Raw genomic sequence first — 23,595 nt, 5'->3', positions numbered from 1 at the left:
TGTTCCGCCGCCTCGCGGCGCACCCTGTCAACGTAATTCCGCGTCGCCGTTTCCTGATCAAACAGCATCGTCATGATGTCCATCACCGTTGCCTCCCCGTCCTCATTATACGCCTCGCGGATGACGAGAATGGATTATAATTAAATGATTTACCCCCGTTAACGTCCGAACGGGAACGGGGAGGCAGGACACACACGGGAGCTTGAACACAAATCCCCCTGTCAGGGCGCGAAGGGGTACGAAAGGCGAGGTAAGGTTCATGAATCTTCAAGTGTTTCAGGGGATCCTGATCCCCTTTCTGGGGACGTCCCTCGGCGCAGCCTGCGTGTTCTTCATGAAGGGGGAGCTCAACGACACCATTCGACGGGCGCTCACCGGCTTTGCCGCGGGGGTCATGACCGCCGCGTCGATCTGGAGCCTGTTGATCCCCGCCATAGAGCAGAGCGAGCCCCTTGGGGCCTTCGCCTTTTTCCCTGCGGCGGTCGGCTATTGGGCAGGGACCCTGTTCCTCCTCCTGCTGGACCGGGTCGTCCCGCACCTGCACATGGACGCTCAGGAGGCCGAGGGTCCCAGAACCCACCTCCCGCGAACGACGATGCTCTCCCTCGCCGTCACGCTGCACAACGTCCCCGAGGGCATGGCCGTGGGGATCGTCTACGCGGGGCTCCTGTCCGGCGTGGAGGAGATCACTGCGGGTGGCGCCATGGCCCTGGCGCTCGGCATCGCCATTCAGAACTTCCCGGAGGGCGCCATCATCTCCATGCCGCTCCACGCGGAGGGGGAGAGTCGGCGCCGCGCCTGCGTCGAGGGCATCCTGTCCGGCGCGGTGGAACCCGTCGCCGCCGTCCTGATGCTCTGGGCGGCGGAGGTCTTCACGCCCCTCATGCCCTACTTTCTGAGCTTCGCGGCCGGAGCGATGTTCTACGTCGTGGTGGAGGAGCTGATCCCGGAGTTCTCGTCGGGCAAGCACTCCGACGTCGGCGGCCTGATGTTCGCCGCCGGGTTCACCCTGATGATGGCTCTGGACGTGGCCCTTGGGTAATCGAATGGGGCCCGCGGAGCCACGTTTTTGAATTTTTATCGACTGGAGGGATTTCTCATGAAACCGAACTACAAGAACTGGGTGCCGAAGGGCCTGCTCGTCGCCCTCGCCGTCGTAACCGCCGTCGTCCTGCTGTTCTTCCTTGCCCTGGGAGTCCTGGGGACCGGCGTTTCCGACACGGCGCGGGGCGTTCTGGCCGTCGTGCTGGGGCTCGCAAGCGCCGTCTGCCTCGTCCTTCTGACGCTCGGCATCGCGCTGTATCGGGCCTTTGACTACAACGGCAAAAGACAGCTCGCGCGGGCCATCGTCGAGGGGGTCGCGCAATACGTCCATCTGCCCGACGGCGGATGCGGGCTCGACGTGGGCTGCGGCAGCGGCGCGCTGACCATCGCCTGCGCGAAGAGGAACCCGCGGGGAAGCATGACGGGGGTCGACCTGTGGGGGATCACCTACGCCTCGTACAACAAGAAGCTCTGCGAGGACAACGCCCTGGCGGAGGGCGTGAGCAACGTCCGCTTCCTTCAGGGCAACGCGGTGAAGCTCGATTTTCCGGACGAGAGCTTCGACGCGGTCACCAGCAACTACTGCTACCACAACATCGTTGGAGTAAACCGGCAGGACGTCCTCCTGGAGACGCTGCGGGTCCTGAAAAAGGGCGGGACCTTCGCCCTGCACGACCTCATGTCCCGCGCCAGGTACGGGGACATGCAGGCGTTCGTCGAGAGGCTGCAGGGCATGGGGTATCAGGAAGTGCAGATCATCGACACGACGCAGGGCCTGTTCATGAGCCCCAGGGAGGCAAAATTCCTCTTCCTTGGAGGGTCCACGCTGCTGATGGGACGAAAGTAGCCCGTCCAGCGCCGCCCCGTCAGGGGAGCGGGAGCGCCATCCTCTCTCAGGGCCGGCCCTTGTCCGCAAAGGCCGGCCCTTCGCCTGACCGCCCTACAGCAGCGACTGCACGAGTGCCGGAGAGGGACGGGGGATCACCGTGGAGGCGACCATGAGCTCCGCCTTCGCGGCGGCTGCGGCCACGGCCGTCCTGACCGCCGACACCTGGCCCGTCAGTGTGACGAACCCCTTGCCGCCTACGGCCAGCCCCATGCGGACCTCGATCAGCGACACGTCCGCGGCCTTCGCCGCGACGTCGGCCGCCTTGACGGCGCTCGCGATGGAGAAGAACTCAAGCACCCCGACGGCTCCGAACGTCCGCACCTGAGAGGTCATCGCGATGGCCGGGGCCACCTGCGGATGGACGTTCGGGAGCAGAAGACAGTCCACAAGCGCCGGTCCGGCATTGGCGCGGCCCGTCTTCATGGAGGACTGCACGGCGCTGACCTCTCCGCCGACGATGACGATGTACTTTCCCGGACAGACGGTGGACGCCCTCAGGAGGTCCACCTGAGCGGCCTTCACCATAAAATCACACGTCTCTATGCCGACCGCGATGCTGTTCAGCTCCACCATGCCGATCGCGTTGTTCAACATCCTCTCCCCCCTCTTGATTGTCCTTCCCTGATGCAGCCTGATGCAGCCATCCCCACAGCGAAACGGGGCCGTCAGCCGGCGACGATGAGCGCGCCGTTCTCGTCGATGGACTGCACCAGACCGGCAAGGCCCGTGTGGACGTTTGCCGACACGCCCTCCTGAGCGGAGGCGACGAGCGCGCCGCGCTCCACCCGGTCCCCGACGTGGACGATCGGGACGGCGGGCTTGCCGATGTGCTGTCGGAAGGGGACGTACACGCACTGGGGGGCGAGGGAGCGATGGGGCTCCCGGACGTGGACTCCGTGCCAGCCTCCCAGCCCAAGGCGGGCGTAGAGGCGGGACGTGGGCACGCGCCGCAGGTCGAGGAAGCGCTGCGCCAGCGGCTCCATGTTGCGCTCCTTGTTCAGCCCCTTCTCCCGAAACCTCTGTTTGAACCAGCCGTTGATCCGCCTCGGAGAGAGCCCCATGGGGCACGAGAACATCTCGCACAGGCCGCAGTCGCAGCAGTTGAGGGCGCTGCCGAAGCAGCGGACGTATTCCTCGTCGGGGAGGTTCTCCTCGCGCCAGACGTTTCGCATCACCTGGTGCGGCGTCACCTCGTGCCCAATGAGGTGGCGCGGGCACATGTCCGTGCACATGCGGCACTGCACGCAGGCGCTGCGGGCCTGGTGTTTCATGTTCTCGATGGACAGGACCGCCCGCGTGACGAGGTAGTGGTCCATCGGAAGGATCGCCAGGTTCCCCGTCGTCTTGGTGACGACGTTCCCGTCGATCGCCTTCGGGTCCGTCAGCACCCTGCCCATCATGGGGCCGCCCACCAGCACGGCGTAATCGCCTCCGACGGCGAGGTCCGCCGCCGCGGTACACTCGCGGACGTTCGTCCCCAGCGGCACGCGAAGGACGACGGGCTTCGCCACCGCGCCCGTCACCGACAGGAACTTGTCCGTCACGGGCTTCCCCTCCAGGGCATCCGCGACGTTGAGCATCGTCCCCACGTTGTCCACCACCGCCCCGACGTTCAGGGGCAGGCCACGCTCAGGGATGCTGCGGCCCGTCACGAGCTGCACCATGACCTGCTCGTCGCCCGCAGGGTAGAAGGCGGGCATCTCGCAGAAGGTCACGTCGGCGCCCTGGACCCGCACGGCCTCCTTCAGGGCCGCGATCTCCGCCCCGTACTCCGCCTTGATGGCGATGACGGCACGGCTCGCGCCGACCTGAGCGGCAGTCGCGGACACGGCCTGAACGATGCGGTCCGGGAAGGTGCGGCACAGGTACTTGTCCGTTTCGATCAGGGGCTCGCACTCCGCCGCGTTGACGATAAAGTACTCCGCCTTCGCGTTGAGCTTCACGTGGGTGGGGAATCCTGCGCCCCCCGCACCCACGACGCCGGCGGATTTTACGCACTCAAGAAAGTCCATGAACCATCCCCCCAGATTCCCTCCGCCGCGGACGCCCCACGGGCGGCGTTAGAACGCTTCCTCGTACAGCGCGATGACGTCGGCCCGGTCGAAGGGCCGCGGGTTCGTCGCCCCCACCGTTTCCAGAAGCGCCCTGTCCGCCAGCAGGGGAAAGTCCTCGCGCTTCACGCCGTGGGCCCTCAGGGACTCCTTCAGACCCGCCTCGCGCTTCACGTCGTCGATCGCCTTGAGGCAGGCCTCCGCGTTCTCCCGGTCCGGACGCCAGTCGTGGGCGACGCCGAAGGCCCTGGCGAGGGCCGCGAAGCGCGGGACCGTGTCGAAGGTCAGGTTGAAGCGGCACACCGTAGGCAGGAGCAGCGCGTTGCACAGCCCGTGGGGCAGGTTGTAATGCCCCCCCAGCGGGTGCGCCATGGCGTGCACCAGGCCCAGCCCCGCGTTGTTGAAGGCGATGCCTGCCAGGAAGCTGCCGTAGCACATGCGCTCCCGCACCTCCACGTTCGTCCCCTCCTGCACGGCCCGCGGGAGGTTCTGAGCGATGAGGTTCGTCGCCGCCCAGGCCCGACCGTCCGTCAGGGGCGAGGACTCCGTCGAGACGTAGGCCTCAATGGCATGGGTCAGCGCGTCCATGCCCGTGGCGGCCGTGAGGGCGGGGGGCATGGAGAGCATCATCTCCGGGTCGTTGACGGAGATGGTCGGCAGCATGTCCCGGTCGTTCAGGGTCATCTTGTTGTGGTTCGCGTCGGAGATCACCGCGAACTGCGTCACCTCGCTGCCCGTCCCGGCCGTCGTCGCCACGGCGATCAGGGGCGGGATGGGGGTCCTGACCTTATCCACCCCCGCGTAGTCCTCGATGCGTCCGCCGTTCGTCGCCAGGATGCCGATGCCCTTGGCCGCGTCCATAGCGCTCCCGCCGCCCACGGCCACCAAAAACCCACAGCCCCTTTCCCCGTACAGGGCAAGGCCCTCCATCACCGTCTCCTCGAGGGGGTTGGGCGTCACCTTGCAGAAGAGCTCCGCGTCGATTCCGGAGCCCTTCAGGACGTCCGCAACGAGCTGCGCCTGAGCCAGTCCCACGTCCCCCGTCGAGGCCACCACCAGGGCCGTCTTTGAGCCGAAGCGCGCGGCCATGGAGCCGATCTCCTTCACGCTGCCGCGCCCCACCACGTTGACCGTGGGGATGGTGAACACCTTCATGAAACTTCCCTCCATAAGACAACGGTTTTTCGGATGAAATCAAATGATTCTGAAGGCTCCGTGCAGCACGCAGCGCCGCGTTCGACAGAACGAGGCCGGGGTCGTTGGCCCCTCGCCCGTGGCCGTCGCGATGGTGAAGGCGGTCGGGCAGTCCCCGCCCACTCCGATGGCGGCCAGGGTCGGCGCGTTCTTGACGAACACCGTGGTCTGCATCTCGCGCGCCATGCGGCTCATGTGGTTGACGTTGCTGCTGTGGATGCAGGCGGAGTGGCGGAAGCCGTGTTCCAGGCGCTTCGCCATGGCCAGGGCCTCCTCGAAGTCCGCCGCGCGGATGAGCGGCAGGATGGGCATCAGCATCTCCTCCTGCGCGAAGGGGTGGTCCTCCCCCGTTTCCACCAGGATGATGCGCGTCTTGGGCTCCACCTTGTACCCCAACTGCTCCAGGAGCAGCGAGGCCGAACGCCCCACCCACTTTCGGCTGGGCTTGCCCTTCTCAAGGGTCATCTTCAGGAGCTCGTCGACCTTCGCCGGGTCCTTCAGCTCGAAGGCGCCATTCCTCAGCATGGCGGCCCTCAGGTCGTCCGCGATGCAGTTGACGGCGATGATCTCCTTCTCCGCGATACACTGCAGGTTGTTGTCAAAGCTCGCACCCGTGATGATGTCGATGGCCGCCTGCTCAACGTCCGCCGTTTCGTCCACGACGACCGGCGGGTTGCCGGGCCCCGCGCCGATGGCGGGCTTTCCGGACTGCAGTGCCGCCCGCACCACGCCCGGCCCCCCCGTAGCGGAGATCAGGTTCACGTTCGGGCTCGTCATGAGCTCGTTCATGGCGTCCAGCGAAACGTGCTGCAGCGAGGAGATCAGCCCGTCCGGCGCGCCGCTCTCGCGGAGCGACTTCATGACGATCTCCACCGTCCGGTGCGTGCACTTCGCCGCGCCGGGGTGCGGAGCGAACACCACCGCGTTGCCGCCCGCGATCATGCAGATCGTGTTGTTGATGACGGACGCGACGGGGTTCGTCGAGGGGCAGATCGAGGCGATGACGCCAAAGGGCGCCAGCTCCTCCAGCACCAGGCCGTTGTCCCCGGACACGGCGTGCGTCGTGAAGAACTCCGGGCCCGGCGTCTTCTCGATCGCCACCCTTTTCTTCAGGACCTTGTCCTCAAAGCGGCCCATCCCCGTTTCCTCGCAGGCCATCTTCGCCAACTCCTCGACGTGCGGGCGAAGGTCCTGGCGCAGTTTGGTGATGACGGCCGTCTTGGCCGCAATGTTGAAATCGCCGTGCCATATCGCCTGAGCAGCCCGCGCGCGCTCCGTCAGGACCGCGACCTCGCTCCCGTTCCCCTCGCCCCGCTCCTCCTGCATCTTGAGGATGACATCGCGGACGATCTTCTCCATCTGCCGGGTGTCCATTGCCTGGCGCCTCCTCCTGGGGCCTCCGCCCCGCCCTAAAAGTACCGAACCTCACTGCGCCTGCGCGCCCGTCTGCCGAAGCCCTTCAAAACAGCGCACCGCCGCGTCCGCCACGCCCGTATCCTGCTCCACCGTCCCGCCGCTGACCCCCACTGCGCCCACGATGACGCCCTTGTCCATCAGGAGCCGGCCGCCGCCGAAGACCACGATGTCCGGGTCGTTGTTCAGGCCGTAGAGCGGCGCGCCCGGTTGGACGAGGGGGGTCAGCCTGTCCGTGTCCATCTTCATCTTCAGCGCCGTCGCCGCCTTGCTGGCGGACAGGCGGACGCTCACCGGAAGGGAGTCCTTCATCCGCTGAAAGGCGACGGGAACGGCGTCCGGCGAGCAAACGGCGACGACCACAGGAAGCCCGATCGCCTCCGCCGCCGTCCGGGCGCACTCGATCACCTCGAGCGCCTCGTCCAGCGTGACCTCCTGCGCCGGGACCTCCGGTCCGCGCGACGGCTCCGCCTCCCCCTCGCTGATGGTCCGGACGATGCGCGCCACCTGCGTTTCCACGTCCGCCTTGTGCGCCAGGACGTATAGGAGGTCCGACAGGCGGTTGATGAGGCGGTAGGCCTCCTCCTCGATCACCCCTCCACCGTCCCACAGCGGCAGCGCCGCCCGCTCCGCCCTCCGCGCGACGGCCCGCGCCGCGTGCAGCGCGCCGCCCGCGGGAGAATCGCCCGGAAGGACGAACTCTGGCCGCATCGGATAGCCCTCCAGGAGCTCGTCGATCCACGCCTCAAGGGAGGACGCCACCGGGACCTTTGCCTCCCGACGCCCCCGCGCGACGTACGCCATCAGGTCCTGCAGCAGCCTCTGGACCCTCAGCAGGTCGTCCTGCATCGCCGCCGGCCCCAGGCCACGCGCCAGCCCGATGAGGGCACCGGCCTCGTCCAGCGTCCCGTTCAGCTCGATGCGCGGGTCCCGCTTCGACACCCTCTGTCCGTCCCAGAGCCGGGTTTCGCCGTGGTCGCCCCCGCCCGTGTAGATTCGTGCGCTCATCGCCAAGCCCCCCTCAGGAGAGGTCCACCTCGTCCACGATGCCGATGATGCAGGCATCGATGGGCGAATCCGGAAGGGACACGGCCGCGCGCGCCGTGGACCCGCTGACGAGGAGGACCGTTTCGCCGCGGCCCGCGCCCACCACGTCCACGCTCACTAACATTCGGTCGCGGTCCCCGTCCAGCGCCCCATCTCCGCGCCGGACCAGCGGCTCCACCAGGAGCAGTTTCTGGCCCACAAGGCGCTCGTCCTTGCGGGTGGCGACGATGGAGCCGACCACCTTTCCCAGCATCATGAGATCTTTCCTCCGTTTCGCAGGGCGTTCAGCACCTGATCGATCTGAGAGGGCGTGCCGATGAAGGCGACGGAGTTGATGTGCTGCGGGCAGTTGCCCAGAAGCTCGGTCACGGCCACGTCCGCGGCCTTCGCGCCGATATCCGCCGCGGCCAGCACCTCGATGACCATGCCCTGCACCAGCAGCACCGCACCCCAGTTCGGCGACCCCAGGGCCTCGGCCCCCCGCGCCCGACGCCGGATCATGTCCTGCGTCCCGCGCGACGGAGCCCGAATCAGCTCATACTTCATCGACACGTCCTCTCCCCCCGACCCTTTGGACCCGCCGCACGGCCTCGGCCCCGCGGCGGCTTCAGCTTTAAACGAGCAGCGCGATCCGAAGCCGCGCCAGCCGGTCCCGCGCCTCCGGCGTCAGCCGCGCCCCAGCCTCCAGGCGCACGGCAGCGACGCCCTTCAGGTCGTGCCGCGCCGTCAGCTCGCCCCAGGTCGTCCACCCCGGCTCCTTCAGGACCAGCGTCTGCCCCGGAGCGGCACCGGCGGCCGAGGTCCCAAGGACCTGGACGCCCCATTCACCGAGGCGGGCAAGACATCCTTCAAGCCAGGCGCTCCAGGGCGACGCGCCCCCGCGCCAGCGCTTGATCCGCGTTCCGTCCAAGAGCACCGGCACGCCACGCGCGAGGCACCCGAAGATCAGGGCCCCCTCCGCCGTGCAGGGGATGCCGCCGAGGAGCTCCCCCAGCAACGGGAGGGGCGGCTCCAGGACGGCCAGCAGGCGAAGGTGCGCTCCCTCCTCCTCCGGGCACCAGACGCCATCCAGGGCGCCGTCCGCGCCGCGGGCGTAGGCGATCCACTCGAAGCGGTCCGTCTTGGGCAGCGGGGGCAGGGGCGCAGAGGCCACCAACCCGACGCGCGGACGCCGGAGCCGCTCCAGCACCCTCTCGACCAGGACCTCCAGGTCATCCTTGCCCAACGTTCCCACCTCGCTTCCCGATCTGCCGCTCTCCTCCGCGAACGTCGCGCCAAAGGCTCAGGGCGATCCCCGACGGCGTGACCAAAAGAGGGTGGGGGGTCATGGAAACCGGCGCCCCCACGGCCGCCGTCAGGACAGCCGCCGCGCCGGGCAGGTCCGCGCCGCCGCCGCAGACGATCGTCGGGACCCGGCCCCAGTAGCCGCTCGCCTCGAGGTGGTGCCTCACGATCGAGCCCATCTTCTCCAGCACCGGCCTCAGGACGGGGAGCAGCTCCCTCTGGCGCGCAGGGGTCCGCTTCACGGCCTCCGCGGCCTCGAAGCTGACGTCCATGTTCCCCGCCAACACGAGGGTCATGTGCGTGCCGCCCGTGGGCTCGTCCGCCGTGTAGACGGGCCTTCCGCCCTGCAGGATCGTGATGCCCGTCGTGCCGCCGCCGATGTCCACGATCGCCGCGTCCTCCAGCCCAAGCGCGGCCGCGGCCGCCGTCGGCTCCTCATACAGCCCCGCGCAGTCGAAGCCCAGGGCCTCCACGACGTTGGCGCATACTTTGGCCGTCTTCTCGCTGACGCCGGGCGGGAAGGCCGCCGCCCCCAGGGCGCTGAGGCCCGCCCTACCCAGACGGCGTTCCAGCCGATCGAGGCACCTCCGCATCCCCTCGACCGAGGCCATGTAATCGACGATTACGCCGTCCCGGACGGAGGACCTGGAGCTCTCCATCACGGCGGACACGGGGCGCCCTTCCTCGTTCAGCGCCACCAGCACCAGGTTCGTCGTCCCCAGGTCGAACCCGAGGAAGAGCTCCTTGAAGCCGTTCAGCGGCTCCTCCCGGTGCAAAGCGCCCTCAAGAGCGCCGAGGAGTTCCACGGCCTCCGGGTCGAAGGACGGTGCCGCCACCTCCCTACGCTCCGCCGGGCCCTGCCCCACCGGGCCGGCCTCCTTACCCTTCGCGTTTCTCCCGCCGCTCATCGCAAGAGCCAGCCCCCTCGCCGCTCAGTCCTCCTCGACGCGAAAGTCCCTGCGCCGAATCCTTCGCTCGCCGTCCTCCGGGGCGGGCTCCTCCGGACGCAGGAACAGCCGCTCCGTCTGCTCGTCCGGCCGCGCGATCACCGCCGCACTCACTTCGGCTTCCTCCGGGCCGTGGAACGCCGCTTGCGCGGCTTCTTCGCCTCATCCTCCGCAGGCTCCGGGGCGACCTCGCCAGCCTCCACTCCGCCCGCGACTTCGGCGGACGTCCGCTCTCCCGCTTCGGCGGGCGCAGCAGGCTTGACCTTCATCAGCGCCCTCGGCCCAGCCACGGCCAGTCCGGCCTCATCCAGTCGCGACGACCGGTCCTCCGCCGGGAGTTCAGCGTCCCATTCGGCCTCGGATTCCGGCTCATCGGCCGCGGTACCCGCAGCCTCCTCAGCTTCGCACGGCGCCGGCTCAGGCGGCGCGGGCCTGAGGAGTTCCGCCCCCATCGTGTTCCCGTTCCGGACGAGGCGGTCCCCAATCCCCTCCCCAGGGCGCGGGATGGTGAGCACGGAGTGAACGCCCCGCACGCCCTCCGCGACGGCGCGGGCCGCCGCCAGCGCGGCCTGCACCGCGGCGACGTCGCCGGCTATCTTCACCGTCATGAAGCCGCCGCCGCGGGAGTTCTCGCGCCCGACCAGGACGACGTTGGCCGCCTTCAGCGCGGCGTCCGCCGCGGCGATCGCCGCAGGAAGCCCTTCCGTTTCGATGAGGCCGACGGCGCCTCGGACCCTCTCCCTATCGTTCACCTCTCGTGCCCCCTCCCGAATCCGACTCGGCCATGCCCGTGCCGTCCCCAAGTCCCAGAAGCCGCCTCATGACCTCCTGCGTCACCCTGGCGACCAACGCATCCACGGCCCTCTCGCGCTCCTCCGCGTAGGGCGCGCGCATGGGAAGGAGCCCCACCTCCGGCTCCGGCAGGGGCGAGGGCGCAGTGGGCGGCGCAACGGGGTCGGGCTCCGGTTCGTGGTCCGGGACCTCGCCCGGCCGCGGCGGCATGGGCTGCCCCTTCACGATCCGGGCCGCCGCCTGGCCCACCCAGCGCCAGTCCGCCGGCCCATCCGCCCCGACGTCCAGCCACGGGCGGTCCGGAATCTGCGCGACGCCGACGGCCGCCCTGGCCTCCATGACCAGGACCCCCACGTCCAGGCGGGACCTCAGAGAGGCCGCGTGGGCCGTGTCCTCCGGCGTCAGGGCCCTCTCCCAGGCGGCGGGGATTCCCTCCTCCTCGCACCCGGTGCCGATGGCCTCCGCGACGCGCTCATCTACGCCAGCCGCCAGCAGGAGGACGATGCACGGCCGCTCCGGCGGCACGTCGGCCAGGCGCTCACACCAGCCCTTCATGCCCCGACCTCGTCCAGGTAGGAGAGCACCAGGCCCGTGGCCACCGCGTTGCGCGGCCCTTCCGTCCCGCGGATGTTGCCGCGCCCCGCCACGACGCCGTACTGGGACAGGACCTGCGTCACCATGGGGGAGATCTCAAAGTCCATCGAGGACCCTCCGACCAGCACAACGAAGTCGATCAGGCGGACGTTGCCCGCCGGCGCGACGCGCTCCAGGGCGCGAACCGCGTTCGCCGCGAAGACCTGCTGTTTTGCGCTGCGCCGGATGCTGCGGATGCGGTCCATCGGGACGTTGTTCAGAGGGAGGGGCTCCAGGTCCGTTTCGCTGTGCAGGAGGCAGACCCGGCCGAAGACGTGGGGAGGCAGCGGCTTGTCGAAGAACCGCACCGTCCCGTCCTCAAGGCGGATGTTGTAGACGCTCTCCGCCTTGCAGAGGGGCGTCCGCTTGATGGCCTCCGCCAGGTCCATGCTGTCGATGCCCAACTCGCTCGCGATGATCGTGTTCACCATCTGGCCCGCTCCGGCCAGGTGGATCAGGCTCTCCGAGCCGTCTTCGCGCATGAAGGAGGCGTCCGTGCTGCCCGCCCCCATGTCCAGGATGGCCATGGGCTGCCGGGTCCCCGGCGTAGTGAGGGCGCCCTTGATCGCCATCTCCGCCTCGATGCCGCCGATCTCCACCTTCACGCGCAGGTCCGCCTCGATGGCGGCCGCGAGGCGCTGCATGGGCAGGTCCACCGTCTGCACCATCACCGCCAGGGCCACGCCGTTCTCCAGCGAGAACTCCTCCGCCAGGCCCCCCACCACCTTCTGCGGCACCTGGGTGTCCACGGCCAGGAGGTCGCGGATGTGTACGTCCGCCAGGGGGATCTCCGTCAGGTTGGACATGGTGCGGCGCACGCGCTCCATCATGCCTCCGACGTTCGTCCCCGGCTCTCCGAAGACGTCCGAGATGGGCTGCGAGGAGGAAACGAGCTTCATGATCTTCTCCGCCCCCTCGTCCACGGCGATGCCGCGCTTGCCGTTGGGGCCCGCGATGGTCAGCTCTCCCGCGGGGATGCGGCGCTCCTTCACCTCGCCGAGGGGCGTCCGGATCACGACGGCCGACCGGTTGCCGACCAGGGCGCGCGCCACCGGAACCACCTGACGCGTTTCGTCCGGAGAGAGCCCGAAGATCGTCGCGATGTCGTAGGGGTTGGCCAACAGCTCCACCACCCTGCCCGGAGGGGCCACCTCCACGCAGGCCTGCATCCCCAGCGGCACGCGGTCGATGGCGCGCACCTCGTCCACGATGGGGATGACGCGCGGAAGCCGGTTTGCGATGAGGACGCCGTCGTCGTTTCGGCAGATGGCACAGGTGACGTCAACGCCGCGCTCCATGGCGGCGGCGATGCCCGCGGCCGCCCGTTCGTAGTCCACGGAGCCGGGGACCACGACGGTGCAGGCCTTGCCCGGAACGCAGTTCGCGAGCCCGTCGAACGCCACCGTTTCCCCCTGGCCGACGCCGACACCGCCAGGGGTGGAGGGGTTGTGCCCGATCATGGTGGACTCCGTGATGATCGTCTCCGTCACGGTTTCCATGGCGACCTCCCCGATGACGGGGGCCGCCCGGTTGATGCGGATGAGGTCCACCTTTGAAAAGTCGTCGCGCTCCCATCCCGCCCTCTCCAGGGCGTCGGAGAGGGCGTTGCGGACGCCCAGGACGTTCTGCGTCGTCCCCTTGATGCCAGAGGTGAAGGCGATGGAGGAGGACAGGAAATTCACCCGTCCGCCCTCCACGCGCCCAAGGGCGACTTCGGTCGTTGAGTTGCCGATATCGATACCCGCTATAACCGCCATGGAACAGCCTCCTTCACCGGCAAACGTCCCTGCCGGCGCGACCATCAGGCCGCGCCGGCCCGGTCCGTGCGCGCGGGTGGAACTTCGATCAGGACTCCGGACGATCGCCGCGGAGGAGCTTGCGGCGCTTGTACACGTCGGCCGCCTCGCGGACGTGCGCCGCGCAGGTGTGCGCCTGATACTGATTGTCCAGCTCGTCCGCGATGGCGATCAGCTCGTCGAACGTGGAGCGGTGAGGCCGAAGCGCGTTGTAAATCTCAAGCACCCGCTCGTCGGCAATGCGCGTCAGCTCGGCAGCGCGCCGCATGTTGCGCCCGATCTGCGGCCTCCCCGCGGACTCGGCCACCTGCGCCTGAAGCTCAAGGGCCTCCGGCGTGATGGTGAAGTCCTTGAACGTGGCCACGTCCTTCATCACGGCGTCCAGCGTCAATTCGTCAAGCTTCTTGCCGGTGGGGGACCGGATCAGGTCCGGCCTGTTGGTCCCAAGGGGATAATCCTTCGCCGTGACCTTGCCGCCCGGCGCCTCTGGCCGCTGCGGCGCGGGCGCGCTCTCCGCAGGCGCGGAGCCGGAGGCCATGCCCTTCAGCACCTGCCGCACCATCTCAGCGATAACCTGTTCGTTCATCTCAGCCATCATCAGTCACCTTCTCTACACGATCTCGACCTTGAACTCCACGGGGGCCTTGGTGCGGTCGAGGAAGCTGGCCTCCTTGTTGTGGAGCAGGGCCGCGATGCCCTGGTAGCGCGGGCGGGCCATGGGGTCGTTGCGCGTCGGCACCGGCATGGGGTTCTCGCCCTTGGCGTACTTCGCCGCGTTCCGCCCGATCTGGCGGAAGACCTCCGCGTCCAGGAGCGGGCTCTGAGGGAAGAGCTCCAGGTTGGCCAGGGGGGCCAACTCCCGCTGGTGGATGACGGCCGTGCCGCGCGAGAGGATGCCGATGCCGATCCCGGACCCGGAGAGCCGGGCACCGGCGTGGGCGATGAACGCGACATCCGCCGTATGGTAGACCTTGACGACGCGGTAGTTGCAGCCCTCCTCCTCGATCCCCGCGAACACCTGGCGCAGCACCTCGGTGTGGGGGACGTTGATGATCGTGGCATGGAACTCCGTGCCGAAGGCCGGCGGCAGCGCCACCACAACCTCCTTCGGGTCCGTGCCGCGTTTGGCGGGCCCCACCTCCGTGAAGCGGAGCTTCGCGCCGGCGGGCAGGGCTCCCCCGGCCGGCACCGCCGGAGCTGGCTCAGGCGCCGGAGTCGGCGCGCTCTGAGCCGCGAACTCCGCGATGACCTCCTCTATAACCTTACGGACAAGATCTTCATTGACCTGCATCGTCTGTCCCTCCCCTTATACGTCCTCAGGACGAATGGCCCACGGAATGTTCTTGATCTCCTCCCAGCGCTCCGGGGAGAGCTGGTAGCCGGTGCCCGGTCCCGTGTACGTGTTGGGATCGTTGACGGCGCTCCAGACGTAACCGTCCTTCGCGACCCAGGAAGAAGTCTGCAGGTAGTCCCCGGAGATGCGCTGCTTCAGCATCATCAGGACGTTCTTTGCGATGTCCTCAAAGCCGCCCTTTGCAAGTGCCTTCACGACGCTGACTCCGTTGATGCCCTCCTTCAGCAGCCGCTCGGCCGCCTTGAGGTCCTCGGGGATGTTGCGCGGCGTGATGTCCTTGCTGCCGTTGGCGTAGGTCGCGAGCTCGACCTCCTCGTCCGTGATGGGCGGGAAGCCCAACTCTTTATAGACGGCCTGAAGGGCGCGGGCGGCCTTGTTTCGGACCGCGACGACGTCCGCCTCCAGCACCGGGCGGTTGCCGCCATCCACCTTGAAGTCGCGCTGCAGCGCCAGGTAGTCGTCCTCGTCCTCGATGTCCCAGTTCGAGCCCGCGAACATGTTGTCGTAGTTCGGCACGCCGGAGTAGCCGGAGAACACGAAGTCCGTCCCGGCAAAGAACTGAGGCATGGTGCGGGCCGTGCGGCGCAGGTCGGAGTGGGAGAAGGTCTGGTCGTTCCCGGAGGCCACCTCAAGGTCCAGGGCGGTGGTCACCAGGTTCTCCGCGGCGACCGCGCGCAGTCCGGAGGGGACGGCGCCCGGAACGCCGATGCAGGAGATGGACCCGTTCTGCAGCCCCTGCACGCCCGCGCCCTTCGTCAGCATGATGCAGAGGACCTCGAGGTACAGCATGGACTTGCCCTCGGCGGCGCCCATCTGCACCTCGCTGCCCGTCCCGGAGGTGAAGCGCATCTTGAGGCCGCGGGAGGCGTAGCAGGAGGCCAGGAACGCCTTGGACCACGGGGTGTCGTCGCCGTCGATGAACACGTTCTCCGTGCCGTAGACGGAGATCGTCTCCGCGTAGGCCGTCAGGCCCCTCATGCCGATCTGAAGCTCGAAGGCCTCCTCCAGGGAGCACTGCGTCAGCGTGCCGGGCCGGCCCGTCTGAGAGCCGACGAGCAGGGAAAGGGCGTTCAGGGGCGCATAGCGCACGACGGCTACCGTCGTTTCCACCTCGAGGAAGCCGCGCAGGGCGCCCTCGGCCGCGTCCGCCACCAGGAGCACGGGGTTGTCCGTCGCGCTCGTGATGTGCGCCTGGTTGCCGGGCTTCCCGCGGGTGCGCATCTTGTGCATGGCCAGGATGATCTCCGCGATGTCCAGCTTGTCCATCACGCCGGCGATCTTGGCAGGCGTCAGGCCCTGCATGACCTTCGTGCACTCCGTGCGCGGGACGTTGATGTCCACCAGCATGTGGGCGATCTCCTGCTCGCTCATGGCCATGGCCTTGGGGGCCATAGCGAGGTCGATCGCGTAGTCCGCCACGAACTGCTCGTTCATGTTGAAGTCCTCGCGGCGCACCCCGTCCATCTCCACGACCCTGCCGTTCTCGATCTTGATGGAGGGCTTGGGGTCGTTGGGGCTGCCCATGGCGTAGAGGCCGACGTCAACCCACTCGCCGATGAATCCGTCCTTGTGGACCGGCCGGTTTTCGAGGACCTCAAACCGCTTGTTGCGTTTTGTCTTCGGCAAAACAGTTCACCTCCACGTACTCGCGCCCTGACGCGCTAAATGTAGGAGACCGAAGCGGACTTCGGCTCCGACCCCATGGCGCCCAGGAGCTTCAGCCCCACGTCGCGCGCGGCGCGGATGGCCTGGCGCACGGCGCCGGAGTCGCCCGTGATCGAGATGAACGCCTCGTTCGTGTAGGACGTCTTGGACGGGGAGGCGTAGGAGAGGACCTCCACCTCAGCCGCCTTCACCGCCGTATCGCAGATGACGACGCCGATGCCCGCCGGAGCGCCCAGCACAAGCCCGTAGGCCTTGCCGAGGGGGCCGCCCAGGCCCTTGTTCACGGCGTAGCTGGCGCGCGCGGTGTACTGCAGCTCGAGGTACCCCACCTCGTTGCCCCACACGTCGCCGAAGTAGTTCTGGACGTTGGAGAGCGCCACCTCGACGGCCCTCCGGGCGTCCGAAACGTCCTCCGCGCCCAGCAGGATGAGGCAGCCGTGGCCCGCGCCGCCCTCGGTGTCGCGCGGCAGCTCAATGGAGAGCACCTCGGTGTTCGTGGCCTTGACCGCCTCGTCCGTCGCCATGATCTGAGGGCCGGCGCCGATGCGGTCGGAGATGATGCCGATGGAGCGGTACTTCGGGTCCAGCCCCATGATCTGGTGCAGGATGGGGTCCACGTTGGCGATGACCGCGCCGATGGTGTGCCCCTGGGCCGTGCCGACGAACTCCGTCACCCCGATGTTGGCAAAGCAGGGCTCCACGCCGGCCGACGCCTTCTCCGCTACAGGGGCCGCGGGAGCGGGGGTGTCGCCCAGCCTCTTCATCACTGCATCCATAACCTGATTTACCATGTCCTTATCCATAACTCACCCCTCCTTAAAATCGAGAACCGTGCATTATCCCGCTCTAGAGGGGACTACTCCCCGGACTTGGGAAGAAGCTTTTCCGTGTCGGAGTGGGGTCTTGGGATCACGTGGACCGACACGACCTCGCCCACGCGCTTCGCCGCAGCCGCGCCGGCGTCAACGGCGGCCTTCACCGCACCCACGTCGCCGCGGACCATGACGGTCACGTAGGCGGAGCCGATCTTCTCGTATCCGATCAGGTGGACGTTCGCCGCCTTCACCATGGCGTCTGCGGCCTCGATGGCCCCAACCAAACCGCGGGTTTCGATCATTCCAAGAGCTTCACCGTTCATAAACTACCGCACCTCCTCAAAGTATTTGTTGATGCAATCCCTAAGAGCATCCACGCCCTCCCCGGTCACAGCGGAAACCATAAACACCTCCTTGGCGCCAGCCTGAATCAGCATCCGCCTGGCGAGGTCCAGACTTTCAGGCCCCGCGATGTCCGCCTTCGTCACGACGCCGATGGCGTGAGCCCTAAGGACGGCGGCGATCTGCGGCGGAAACGACGAATGTTTCAGCGGGTCCATCAGGAGCAGGACCACCTCCGCCTTGGCGGAAAGCGACATAAACGTGTTCTTGAAGATCGGGGACTCCAGGAACTCCCCCGGCGTGTCGATGCACTCCGGCGTGAAACACACCGCCTCCGTCTTCGTGACGGGGCCGCTCCGATACCCCATGGCCGTCATGAGCGTCGTCTTGCCGGCGCCGCTGCGGCCGATGACCATGACGCGGCGGGGGCGGCTCATGAGTGGGTGATGGAGGCCGGGAAGAAGCCGAGGATGTCCTTCAGCGACTGGACGGTGGCCCGCAGCGCCGTTTCCACCGCGGAGACCTCCCCCGTGAACAGGAGACACCCCGTGAAGCGGTCCACGAACTCGATGTTGACCGCCGCGGACTTGGACGCGATGTCCGCCGCGATGATGGACCCCTCGCCCGGCGTGATGGTCATGAGCCCCAGCGCCCCCGGATGGTCCACTCCGACGGAGGAACACAGGGACTTCCTGGGGTTGCGGATCACGTGGGCCAGCGTCACCTGCTTGCCCGGAACGTACTCCAGGGTCCCGCGAAAGTTTCCGGAGGAGCTACGTCCCTCCTCCGCGTCCTCCCTCTGAAACGGCGAATCCGGCATCGCTATCCCCTCTCCTTCCTCAATGCCCCGACATAAAAAAAGGGGCACTGCTGAGGTCGTCGGCGCACAAACGCGCACCATGACGCTCAGCAGCACCCCGAACTCCTCGCGGGAGGCTGCACTATGCCGCATGGATCGGTCTCCTGGCTCGTCTTCACCCTCGGCTGCCCCTTCCCAAAACGCTCAGTGGCACGGCAGCTTCGTCAGACTTACAGTGGCGGGCCCGCTCCGGAATCTCACCGGACTTCCCATAACATCGACGCGGCACAACACCAAACCAGTTCTTCCTTGTCTGTAATGATACAAAGTTTCTTTTTGCGTGTCAACCTCGCTGAGGTGCTTTTGTCGTTGTACTTTGTCGTTGTTCAGTGATAATGTCACCTTACCCCCACGAGAGGTGGCTCTTTACCAGACTTGCTAAGAACTCCCTGACGATACACATTTACACATTAAGGTCCAGGCATAGCTTTCGAACTTCCTAAAATTGTTGCAGTGAAAGATCGGTAGCTTATTAAAAATTCTTTTATGCAAAACATGTTATAATAAATAAAGTTTTATCTATAATGGAGATAGATTGGGATTTTATATTTAATGAAAGGATATATGATTATGATACCCCTGAATTCATATAGCGGCATTGAATATCGTTTAAATCAAGTATGTCCTAAAAAACTAAAATATTGCATCGTAGGGATATTATTTGCCAACCCTCATCATAATTTGGTAAAAGAAGAATTTTTGCCGTTTTTAAAACAATTTGACCTTGATTCCCAAGGATTTACACATATTTTCTTCGCCGGTTATATTTCGGAAAAAGAAAAACATTCGTATGAGGATGCAGAATACGTTCTTCAGGGACCAAATGGTATAAATTGGTATTTCAGCCACAAAGCTTTTAAGAATATACAAGAGGAATTTCACTCAATGACAACGTGGCATTTTAGTGGTGGCGTGGATCTTTTACTTTTTGACGCGATACGAGATTCCAGTCAACACTGGCATTCTCAATTATCTCTGAATCTTAATAGGGCGGTCATTTTGGATTTGTTGAGAGCTAGAAATAAGGGCGATCTTCCCCACATATGCCAGTTTTTAACCCCTGTCTTTCAAGAGGCTAAACAACATGAAGGGACCTGCATTGCTCGTATTCAACAACTCGGACTCATTGAAGGAAGGCAATCCGTTATTGAATTTTTTTTAAAAATGTTTATTCCATACGATATTATTCAAGCTTTAAAATCATCTTTTCTGTATATTGCAAGGGATATTTCCCTCAAAGACAAAAAGGGAAGCTACTCATAGGGAGTAACTTTTTGGCATGGATGTCCATTAATATTCCTTCACATCCGCGGCGGTTCCGCCGACGGCCAGCACCCTCAAGACGCACAATCAGCGTTTCCCCCCTGTCCGGAAGCCGGTTTTTCGATACACTGAAGTCATAGGGGCCGCGGGCGAAGCACCGCCCTGCGGGCCCGATCACGATGGGGGGAATATGTCATGGAACTGCTGAACGTCTGCAAGTGCGCGAAGTGCGGCAACATGGTGGAGGTGCTTCACGTGGGCGGCGGCACGCTGTCGTGCTGCGGGGAGCCCATGAAGGTCATGGCGGAGAACTCCACGGACGCGGCCCAGGAAAAGCACGTGCCCGTCCGTGCGGGCAAGGACATCAAGGTGGGCAGCGCGGCCCATCCCATGGAGGCGGACCACTACATCGAGTGGATCGAGGTCATCAACGGCGAGCGCGTCTGCCGCTGCTTCCTGAAGCCGGGCGAGAAGCCGGAGGCTGCCTTCGACAGCGCGGAGCCGGGCGCCACAGCGCGCGAGTACTGCAACAAGCACGGGCTCTGGAAGGCGAAGATCTAAGCGCTTCAAGACGGCCCATTCAAACAGCAAATTACGTAAGGGGGACGGCCGTCGCCGTTCCCCTTCCTTCAATTTTGGGAGGCGATCGCAACGTCCGACACGGAGGGGCGGGACCGGAGGCTCAGGGCGTTCCTGGAGGGGCTCTACTTCGCCTACAGCCGACGCGAGCTCATCAGCCCGGACCCCCTTGAGTTCCTGGAGCCCTACGAGCTGCCCGACCGGGAGGTCGTGGCCCTCGTGGCGTCGTCGCTGGCCTACGGCCGCGTGGCGCAGATCCTGCGGAGCGTCCGCCGCGTCCTGGACGCGCTGGGCCCCCACCCCCGCCGGTTCCTCCTGGAGCGCTCCGGGCGTTTCCCGGAGGCCCTCGCCGGATTCAAGCACCGGTTCACCACGTCGGAGGACGTGGTGACGCTCCTCGCCCGTGCGGCGCAGGCCCTGCAGGAGCACGGCAGCCTCGAGGGCCTTCTGCGCGCCTGCCTGGCGGAGGGCGGGAAGCGGAACCTCCTGCCGGCGCTGGACCGCTTTGCGGATGCCCTGTGGCCGGCGGATCGAGGGGGCTTCCCCCTGATCGCAGCCCCCAGGGACGGCAGCGCCTGCAAGCGCCTCTTCCTCTTTTTGAAGTGGATGGTTCGATGCGACGGCGTGGACCCCGGCGGCTGGACGATCCTTGGTCCGGAGGACCTCATCATGCCGGTGGACACCCACATCCACGCCATCGCCGCGAGGCTCGGCCTGACTGGTCGGAAGCAGGCGGACCTGCGCTCCGCCCTTGAGATCACGGACGCCTTTCGGCGGATCTGCCCCAGCGACCCCACGCGCTACGACTTCGTCCTGACGCGCTTCGGCATCCGCAGCGGGATGAGCGAGGAGGACCTGACGGCCGAGGCGCCCCGCTGAAGCGTCACCGGGGCCAAAAGATCGCTGCGGAGCCCCGCGCGGTTGGCTGTTTTGGACGATAGCAATCCGCGCCGCCTCCTGTATAATGAAAAGTCAAAAAATCTTTTGCCCCGCCCCATCGCGCGGCTCCGCGGGCAAAAAATACAGATTTCGGAGGCCTCCCATGACCTTTTTATCGCCTGAGTTCAAGCACGAGGACCTTTTGAAGATCGCGCCAAAGGACCTTCCCGCCCTGGCCAGCGAGGTGCGGCAGGAGATCATCAGGACCGTCAGCGAAAACGGCGGGCACATCGGCTCCTCCCTGGGGGTGGTGGAGCTGACCATCGCCATGCTTCGCTGCTTCAACCCCGTCCAGGACCGCATCATCTTCGACGTCGGGCACCAGTCCTACCCCTACAAGCTCCTCACCGACCGGGCCGACCGCTTCGGCACGCTGCGCCTGAAGGGTGGGCTCTCCGGCTTTCCCCGACGCTCCGAGAGCCCCTGTGACCACTTCAACACGGGGCACAGCAGCACCTCCATCTCCGCCGCGCTGGGCTACGCCAAGGCCCGCGACCTGCTGGGCGAGGACCGGCACGTCGTCGCCTTCATCGGGGACGCCTCCCTCATCAACGGGCTGGCGCTCGAAGCCCTGAACTACGTGCAGGAAACGAAGACGAAGGTCATCATCGTCCTGAACGACAACAAGCACTCCATCAGCAACTGCGTAGGGGGCTTCTCCACGATGCTGGCACACCTCTCCGCCAGCACGTCCTACAACAAGATCAAGTCCGCCATCAAGGACGCCTGCCGCGTGCTGCCCGCGGGCGGCGTCCTGCAGCGGAGCCTGGAGGGCATCCACGACCAGATCAAGAGCCTCGTGAAGCCGAACAACATGTTCGACGACCTGGACATCAACTACTGGGGGCCCTTCGACGGCCACGACGTCGAAGCCTGTCAGGTGGTCTTCGAGCTGGCGAAGCGCTACGACCGCCCCGTGCTGCTGCACTTCAACACCGTGAAGGGAAGGGGGATGCCGGAGGCGGAGGCGGACCCCACGAAGTACCACCAGATGTCCCCCCGCTCCAGCGCCAAGGGACCCAAGCGGCGCAGCTGGAGCGAGGCGGCGTCCGAGGCAACGGAGGAGATGGCAGAGGCGGATCCGCGCGTCGTCTGCTTCACCGCCGCCATGTCCACCGGCGTCAAGCTGGAGCGCTTTCGGACGCGCTTCCCGGAGCGGTTCTTCGACGTGGGCATCGCCGAGAGCCACATGCTGACCATGGCCGCAGGCCTGGCGGCGGGAGGGATGAGGCCGTGGGTCTTCATCTACTCCACGTTTCTGCAGCGCGCGATGGACCAGCTGATGCACGACGTCGCCCTGCAGAACCTGCCCGTCGTCCTGATGGTGGACCGCGCGGGGCTGGTGGGCTCGGACGGGGACACCCATCAGGGGCTGCTGGACGTCCCCTGGTCCCGCCCCATCCCCAACCTGGAGGTCTACGCGCCCTCCGACGAGCCCTCTCTGCGGCAGATGATGGCCCGCGCGGCGCGGCGCGAGGGCCCCACCCTGATCCGCTACCCCCGCGGCTCGCTGCCCGCCCGCAACGACCTCTTCGCCGGCACGGAGCCGCTGCGCGCGTTCCAGCTCCGGGACGGCACGGAGTGGGCCCTCATCGGGCACGGGGTGACGGTGCACACGATGCTTGCGGCGCGCGAGGCCGCGGACGCCGCCGGGCTGCCCCTCCCCGCCGTCTACGACCTGCGCCGGCTCAAGCCCCTGGACGTGGAAACGCTGGACGACGTCCTGCGCCGCTTTCCCCTGGTGGCCGTCGCGGAGGAGAACTACATGGAGGCAGGCGTCGGGGAGGCCATCGCCGCCCGCATCGCGGAAACGGGCTCCCCCACCCTGCTGCGGCGCTTCGGCGTGCCGGACGTCTGCGTCCCCCACGCGACGCCGGAGGAACAACGGGCGCTCTACGGCATGACGCCTGAGAACGTCGTCGAGGTCTGCCGGCCCTGTCTGGGCCTCTCCCAGGCCGTCTGACCCGTCCCGCGGCGCCGTTTCCATGGAAGGCTGAACCATGAAGGCCAGGGAGAGGCTCGACCGGCTCATGGTGGACCGCGGGCTGGCGGAAACGAGGAACAGGGCGCAGGCCCTGATCATGGCGGGGCGGGTGCGCGTTGAGGGGCGTCCCGTCACGAAGGCGGGGACGGCCATCTCTCCGGACGTTCCCATCGAGGTGGACGAGGGCACGCGCTGGGCCAGCCGGGGCGCTCACAAGCTCCTGCGGGCCTTTGAGGCCTTTCCCGGCCTCTCGGCGGAGGGGCGCGCCTGCGCGGACCTGGGCGCATCGACCGGCGGCTTCACGGACGTGCTGCTGGCCCATGGGGCCCGGAGGGTCTTCGCCGTGGACGTCGGCTACGGGCAGCTCCTGTGGCGCCTCGCCTCCGACCCGCGCGTCGCCGTCATGGACCGGACGAACGCCCGCAACCTGACGGCGGCGGACTTCCCGGAGGCGATCGACCTCGCGGTCTGCGACGCCTCCTTCATCTCCCTGAGGCTGATCCTGCCGGCCGTCGACGCCCTCCTCTCCCCGACCGGAGAGGCGGTCGTGCTCATCAAGCCGCAGTTCGAGGCGGGGCGCGAACGACTGGGGGCCCACGGCGTGGTGCGGGACCCGTTGGTGCATGCGACCATCCTGCGCGAGGTGACGGGCTTCGCCGAGGCGGAGACGGGCCTCTTCGTGTCGGGCCTCACCTGGTCCCCCCT

Annotated in this window: 27 protein-coding genes and 1 riboswitch; of the genes, 7 read left to right on the top strand and 20 right to left on the bottom strand. The window is 66.5% G+C overall.

Features of this window, described 5'->3' with window-relative positions; translation table 11 throughout:
• Positions 1–259 precede the first annotated feature (259 nt).
• Together Q0629_RS02710 and Q0629_RS02705 are read left to right on the top strand one after the other, a co-directional pair.
• Positions 260–1,042, top strand: coding sequence for a ZIP family metal transporter (locus tag Q0629_RS02710; RefSeq protein ID WP_298778619.1), 783 nt, complete (start codon positions 260–262; stop codon positions 1,040–1,042).
• A gap of 57 nt (positions 1,043–1,099) precedes the next feature.
• Positions 1,100–1,891 carry a class I SAM-dependent methyltransferase gene (locus Q0629_RS02705; RefSeq protein ID WP_298778618.1) on the top strand — a complete coding sequence of 264 codons (792 nt, stop codon included), beginning with the start codon at positions 1,100–1,102 and terminating at the stop codon, positions 1,889–1,891.
• Positions 1,892–1,984: 93 nt separating this feature from the next.
• On the opposite strand, the gene Q0629_RS02700 is transcribed toward Q0629_RS02705, so the two are convergent.
• From Q0629_RS02700 to Q0629_RS02605, 20 genes are all read right to left on the bottom strand, one after another.
• Positions 1,985–2,527 carry a BMC domain-containing protein gene (locus Q0629_RS02700; protein ID WP_298778616.1) on the bottom strand — a complete coding sequence of 181 codons (543 nt, stop codon included), beginning with the start codon at positions 2,525–2,527 and terminating at the stop codon, positions 1,985–1,987.
• 71 nt (positions 2,528–2,598) lie between these two features.
• Positions 2,599–3,945, bottom strand: coding sequence for a 4Fe-4S dicluster domain-containing protein (locus Q0629_RS02695; RefSeq protein WP_298778615.1), 1,347 nt, complete (start codon positions 3,943–3,945; stop codon positions 2,599–2,601).
• A gap of 48 nt (positions 3,946–3,993) precedes the next feature.
• Positions 3,994–5,139 (bottom strand): iron-containing alcohol dehydrogenase, encoded by a 1,146-nt coding sequence (locus tag Q0629_RS02690; RefSeq protein WP_298778613.1) that lies wholly within the window; start codon positions 5,137–5,139, stop codon positions 3,994–3,996.
• Between the two features lie 39 nt (positions 5,140–5,178).
• Complete coding sequence (locus Q0629_RS02685) at positions 5,179–6,552, bottom strand: aldehyde dehydrogenase family protein (RefSeq protein WP_298778611.1); 1,374 nt, start codon at positions 6,550–6,552, stop codon at positions 5,179–5,181.
• A 51-nt stretch (positions 6,553–6,603) separates the two neighbouring features.
• Positions 6,604–7,599, bottom strand: coding sequence for a cob(I)yrinic acid a,c-diamide adenosyltransferase (locus tag Q0629_RS02680; protein WP_298778608.1), 996 nt, complete (start codon positions 7,597–7,599; stop codon positions 6,604–6,606).
• Between the two features lie 13 nt (positions 7,600–7,612).
• Positions 7,613–7,894, bottom strand: a complete 282-nt coding sequence (locus Q0629_RS02675; protein ID WP_015556708.1) for a EutN/CcmL family microcompartment protein — start codon at positions 7,892–7,894, stop codon at positions 7,613–7,615.
• Complete coding sequence (locus Q0629_RS02670; protein WP_298778603.1) at positions 7,891–8,184, bottom strand: microcompartment protein; 294 nt, start codon at positions 8,182–8,184, stop codon at positions 7,891–7,893. The genes Q0629_RS02675 and Q0629_RS02670 overlap by 4 nt, the downstream gene beginning before the upstream one ends.
• A 67-nt stretch (positions 8,185–8,251) precedes the next feature.
• Complete coding sequence (locus tag Q0629_RS02665; protein WP_298778602.1) at positions 8,252–8,863, bottom strand: hypothetical protein; 612 nt, start codon at positions 8,861–8,863, stop codon at positions 8,252–8,254.
• Entirely contained in the window at positions 8,850–9,830 is a 981-nt protein-coding gene (eutJ, locus tag Q0629_RS02660) for an ethanolamine utilization protein EutJ (RefSeq protein WP_298778600.1), read from the bottom strand. Before eutJ ends, Q0629_RS02665 begins: the two co-directional genes overlap by 14 nt.
• A 24-nt stretch (positions 9,831–9,854) precedes the next feature.
• A complete protein-coding gene (locus tag Q0629_RS02655) occupies positions 9,855–9,983 on the bottom strand; it encodes a hypothetical protein (protein WP_298778597.1) in 129 nt (42 codons plus the stop codon).
• Positions 9,980–10,621 carry a BMC domain-containing protein gene (locus Q0629_RS02650; protein WP_298778595.1) on the bottom strand — a complete coding sequence of 214 codons (642 nt, stop codon included), beginning with the start codon at positions 10,619–10,621 and terminating at the stop codon, positions 9,980–9,982. The genes Q0629_RS02655 and Q0629_RS02650 overlap by 4 nt, the downstream gene beginning before the upstream one ends.
• Complete coding sequence (locus Q0629_RS02645) at positions 10,611–11,216, bottom strand: glycerol dehydratase reactivase beta/small subunit family protein (protein ID WP_298778593.1); 606 nt, start codon at positions 11,214–11,216, stop codon at positions 10,611–10,613. Before Q0629_RS02645 ends, Q0629_RS02650 begins: the two co-directional genes overlap by 11 nt.
• Positions 11,213–13,051, bottom strand: coding sequence for a diol dehydratase reactivase subunit alpha (locus Q0629_RS02640; RefSeq protein WP_298778590.1), 1,839 nt, complete (start codon positions 13,049–13,051; stop codon positions 11,213–11,215). Before Q0629_RS02640 ends, Q0629_RS02645 begins: the two co-directional genes overlap by 4 nt.
• Before the next feature lie 88 nt (positions 13,052–13,139).
• Positions 13,140–13,676, bottom strand: coding sequence for a diol dehydratase small subunit (locus Q0629_RS02635; protein ID WP_298778587.1), 537 nt, complete (start codon positions 13,674–13,676; stop codon positions 13,140–13,142).
• Between the two features lie 24 nt (positions 13,677–13,700).
• Positions 13,701–14,381, bottom strand: coding sequence for a propanediol/glycerol family dehydratase medium subunit (locus Q0629_RS02630; RefSeq protein ID WP_298778584.1), 681 nt, complete (start codon positions 14,379–14,381; stop codon positions 13,701–13,703).
• A gap of 15 nt (positions 14,382–14,396) precedes the next feature.
• Positions 14,397–16,070, bottom strand: coding sequence for a propanediol/glycerol family dehydratase large subunit (locus Q0629_RS02625; RefSeq protein ID WP_298778581.1), 1,674 nt, complete (start codon positions 16,068–16,070; stop codon positions 14,397–14,399).
• Between the two features lie 35 nt (positions 16,071–16,105).
• Positions 16,106–16,912 (bottom strand): propanediol utilization microcompartment protein PduB, encoded by an 807-nt coding sequence (gene pduB / locus Q0629_RS02620; protein WP_298778579.1) that lies wholly within the window; start codon positions 16,910–16,912, stop codon positions 16,106–16,108.
• 53 nt (positions 16,913–16,965) lie between these two features.
• Positions 16,966–17,247, bottom strand: a complete 282-nt coding sequence (locus Q0629_RS02615) for a BMC domain-containing protein (RefSeq protein WP_015556705.1) — start codon at positions 17,245–17,247, stop codon at positions 16,966–16,968.
• 3 nt (positions 17,248–17,250) lie between these two features.
• Positions 17,251–17,703 carry a EutP/PduV family microcompartment system protein gene (locus Q0629_RS02610; protein WP_298778573.1) on the bottom strand — a complete coding sequence of 151 codons (453 nt, stop codon included), beginning with the start codon at positions 17,701–17,703 and terminating at the stop codon, positions 17,251–17,253.
• Positions 17,700–18,086, bottom strand: a complete 387-nt coding sequence (locus tag Q0629_RS02605; RefSeq protein WP_298778621.1) for a BMC domain-containing protein — start codon at positions 18,084–18,086, stop codon at positions 17,700–17,702. The genes Q0629_RS02610 and Q0629_RS02605 overlap by 4 nt, the downstream gene beginning before the upstream one ends.
• 115 nt (positions 18,087–18,201) lie before the next feature.
• Positions 18,202–18,378: riboswitch (cobalamin riboswitch) on the bottom strand.
• Positions 18,379–18,695: 317 nt separating this feature from the next.
• Here Q0629_RS02605 and Q0629_RS02600 point away from each other — a divergent pair.
• The 5 genes from Q0629_RS02600 to Q0629_RS02580 form a co-directional block, all read left to right on the top strand.
• A complete protein-coding gene (locus tag Q0629_RS02600) occupies positions 18,696–19,388 on the top strand; it encodes a hypothetical protein (protein WP_298778571.1) in 693 nt (230 codons plus the stop codon).
• Between the two features lie 195 nt (positions 19,389–19,583).
• Positions 19,584–19,949 (top strand): desulfoferrodoxin, encoded by a 366-nt coding sequence (locus tag Q0629_RS02595; RefSeq protein WP_298778568.1) that lies wholly within the window; start codon positions 19,584–19,586, stop codon positions 19,947–19,949.
• A gap of 84 nt (positions 19,950–20,033) precedes the next feature.
• Complete coding sequence (locus tag Q0629_RS02590; RefSeq protein WP_366122979.1) at positions 20,034–20,846, top strand: TIGR02757 family protein; 813 nt, start codon at positions 20,034–20,036, stop codon at positions 20,844–20,846.
• A gap of 163 nt (positions 20,847–21,009) precedes the next feature.
• A complete protein-coding gene (gene dxs / locus Q0629_RS02585; protein ID WP_298778565.1) occupies positions 21,010–22,869 on the top strand; it encodes a 1-deoxy-D-xylulose-5-phosphate synthase in 1,860 nt (619 codons plus the stop codon).
• A 37-nt stretch (positions 22,870–22,906) separates the two neighbouring features.
• A partial coding sequence (locus tag Q0629_RS02580) for a TlyA family RNA methyltransferase (RefSeq protein WP_298778562.1) occupies positions 22,907–23,595 on the top strand: 689 nt, incomplete at its 3' end.

It is taken from the genome of uncultured Fretibacterium sp. (genome assembly GCF_938030725.1).
Taxonomy (GTDB): Bacteria; Synergistota; Synergistia; order Synergistales; family Aminobacteriaceae; genus Fretibacterium.
This window is presented reverse-complemented; position numbering and strand designations above follow the sequence as displayed.

Coding starts and splice junctions, on each gene's coding strand:
- Q0629_RS02710 (WP_298778619.1), top strand. CDS start 260: ATGAATCTTCAAGTGTTTCAGGGGATCCTGATCCCCTTTCTGGGGACG.
- Q0629_RS02705 (WP_298778618.1), top strand. CDS start 1,100: ATGAAACCGAACTACAAGAACTGGGTGCCGAAGGGCCTGCTCGTCGCC.
- Q0629_RS02700 (WP_298778616.1), bottom strand. CDS start 2,527: ATGTTGAACAACGCGATCGGCATGGTGGAGCTGAACAGCATCGCGGTC.
- Q0629_RS02695 (WP_298778615.1), bottom strand. CDS start 3,945: ATGGACTTTCTTGAGTGCGTAAAATCCGCCGGCGTCGTGGGTGCGGGG.
- Q0629_RS02690 (WP_298778613.1), bottom strand. CDS start 5,139: ATGAAGGTGTTCACCATCCCCACGGTCAACGTGGTGGGGCGCGGCAGC.
- Q0629_RS02685 (WP_298778611.1), bottom strand. CDS start 6,552: ATGGACACCCGGCAGATGGAGAAGATCGTCCGCGATGTCATCCTCAAG.
- Q0629_RS02680 (WP_298778608.1), bottom strand. CDS start 7,599: ATGAGCGCACGAATCTACACGGGCGGGGGCGACCACGGCGAAACCCGG.
- Q0629_RS02675 (WP_015556708.1), bottom strand. CDS start 7,894: ATGATGCTGGGAAAGGTGGTCGGCTCCATCGTCGCCACCCGCAAGGAC.
- Q0629_RS02670 (WP_298778603.1), bottom strand. CDS start 8,184: ATGAAGTATGAGCTGATTCGGGCTCCGTCGCGCGGGACGCAGGACATG.
- eutJ (WP_298778600.1), bottom strand. CDS start 9,830: ATGAGCGGCGGGAGAAACGCGAAGGGTAAGGAGGCCGGCCCGGTGGGG.
- Q0629_RS02645 (WP_298778593.1), bottom strand. CDS start 11,216: ATGAAGGGCTGGTGTGAGCGCCTGGCCGACGTGCCGCCGGAGCGGCCG.
- Q0629_RS02640 (WP_298778590.1), bottom strand. CDS start 13,051: ATGGCGGTTATAGCGGGTATCGATATCGGCAACTCAACGACCGAAGTC.
- Q0629_RS02635 (WP_298778587.1), bottom strand. CDS start 13,676: ATGAACGAACAGGTTATCGCTGAGATGGTGCGGCAGGTGCTGAAGGGC.
- Q0629_RS02630 (WP_298778584.1), bottom strand. CDS start 14,381: ATGCAGGTCAATGAAGATCTTGTCCGTAAGGTTATAGAGGAGGTCATC.
- pduB (WP_298778579.1), bottom strand. CDS start 16,912: ATGGATAAGGACATGGTAAATCAGGTTATGGATGCAGTGATGAAGAGG.
- Q0629_RS02615 (WP_015556705.1), bottom strand. CDS start 17,247: ATGAACGGTGAAGCTCTTGGAATGATCGAAACCCGCGGTTTGGTTGGG.
- Q0629_RS02610 (WP_298778573.1), bottom strand. CDS start 17,703: ATGAGCCGCCCCCGCCGCGTCATGGTCATCGGCCGCAGCGGCGCCGGC.
- Q0629_RS02605 (WP_298778621.1), bottom strand. CDS start 18,086: ATGCCGGATTCGCCGTTTCAGAGGGAGGACGCGGAGGAGGGACGTAGC.
- Q0629_RS02600 (WP_298778571.1), top strand. CDS start 18,696: ATGATACCCCTGAATTCATATAGCGGCATTGAATATCGTTTAAATCAA.
- Q0629_RS02595 (WP_298778568.1), top strand. CDS start 19,584: ATGGAACTGCTGAACGTCTGCAAGTGCGCGAAGTGCGGCAACATGGTG.
- dxs (WP_298778565.1), top strand. CDS start 21,010: ATGACCTTTTTATCGCCTGAGTTCAAGCACGAGGACCTTTTGAAGATC.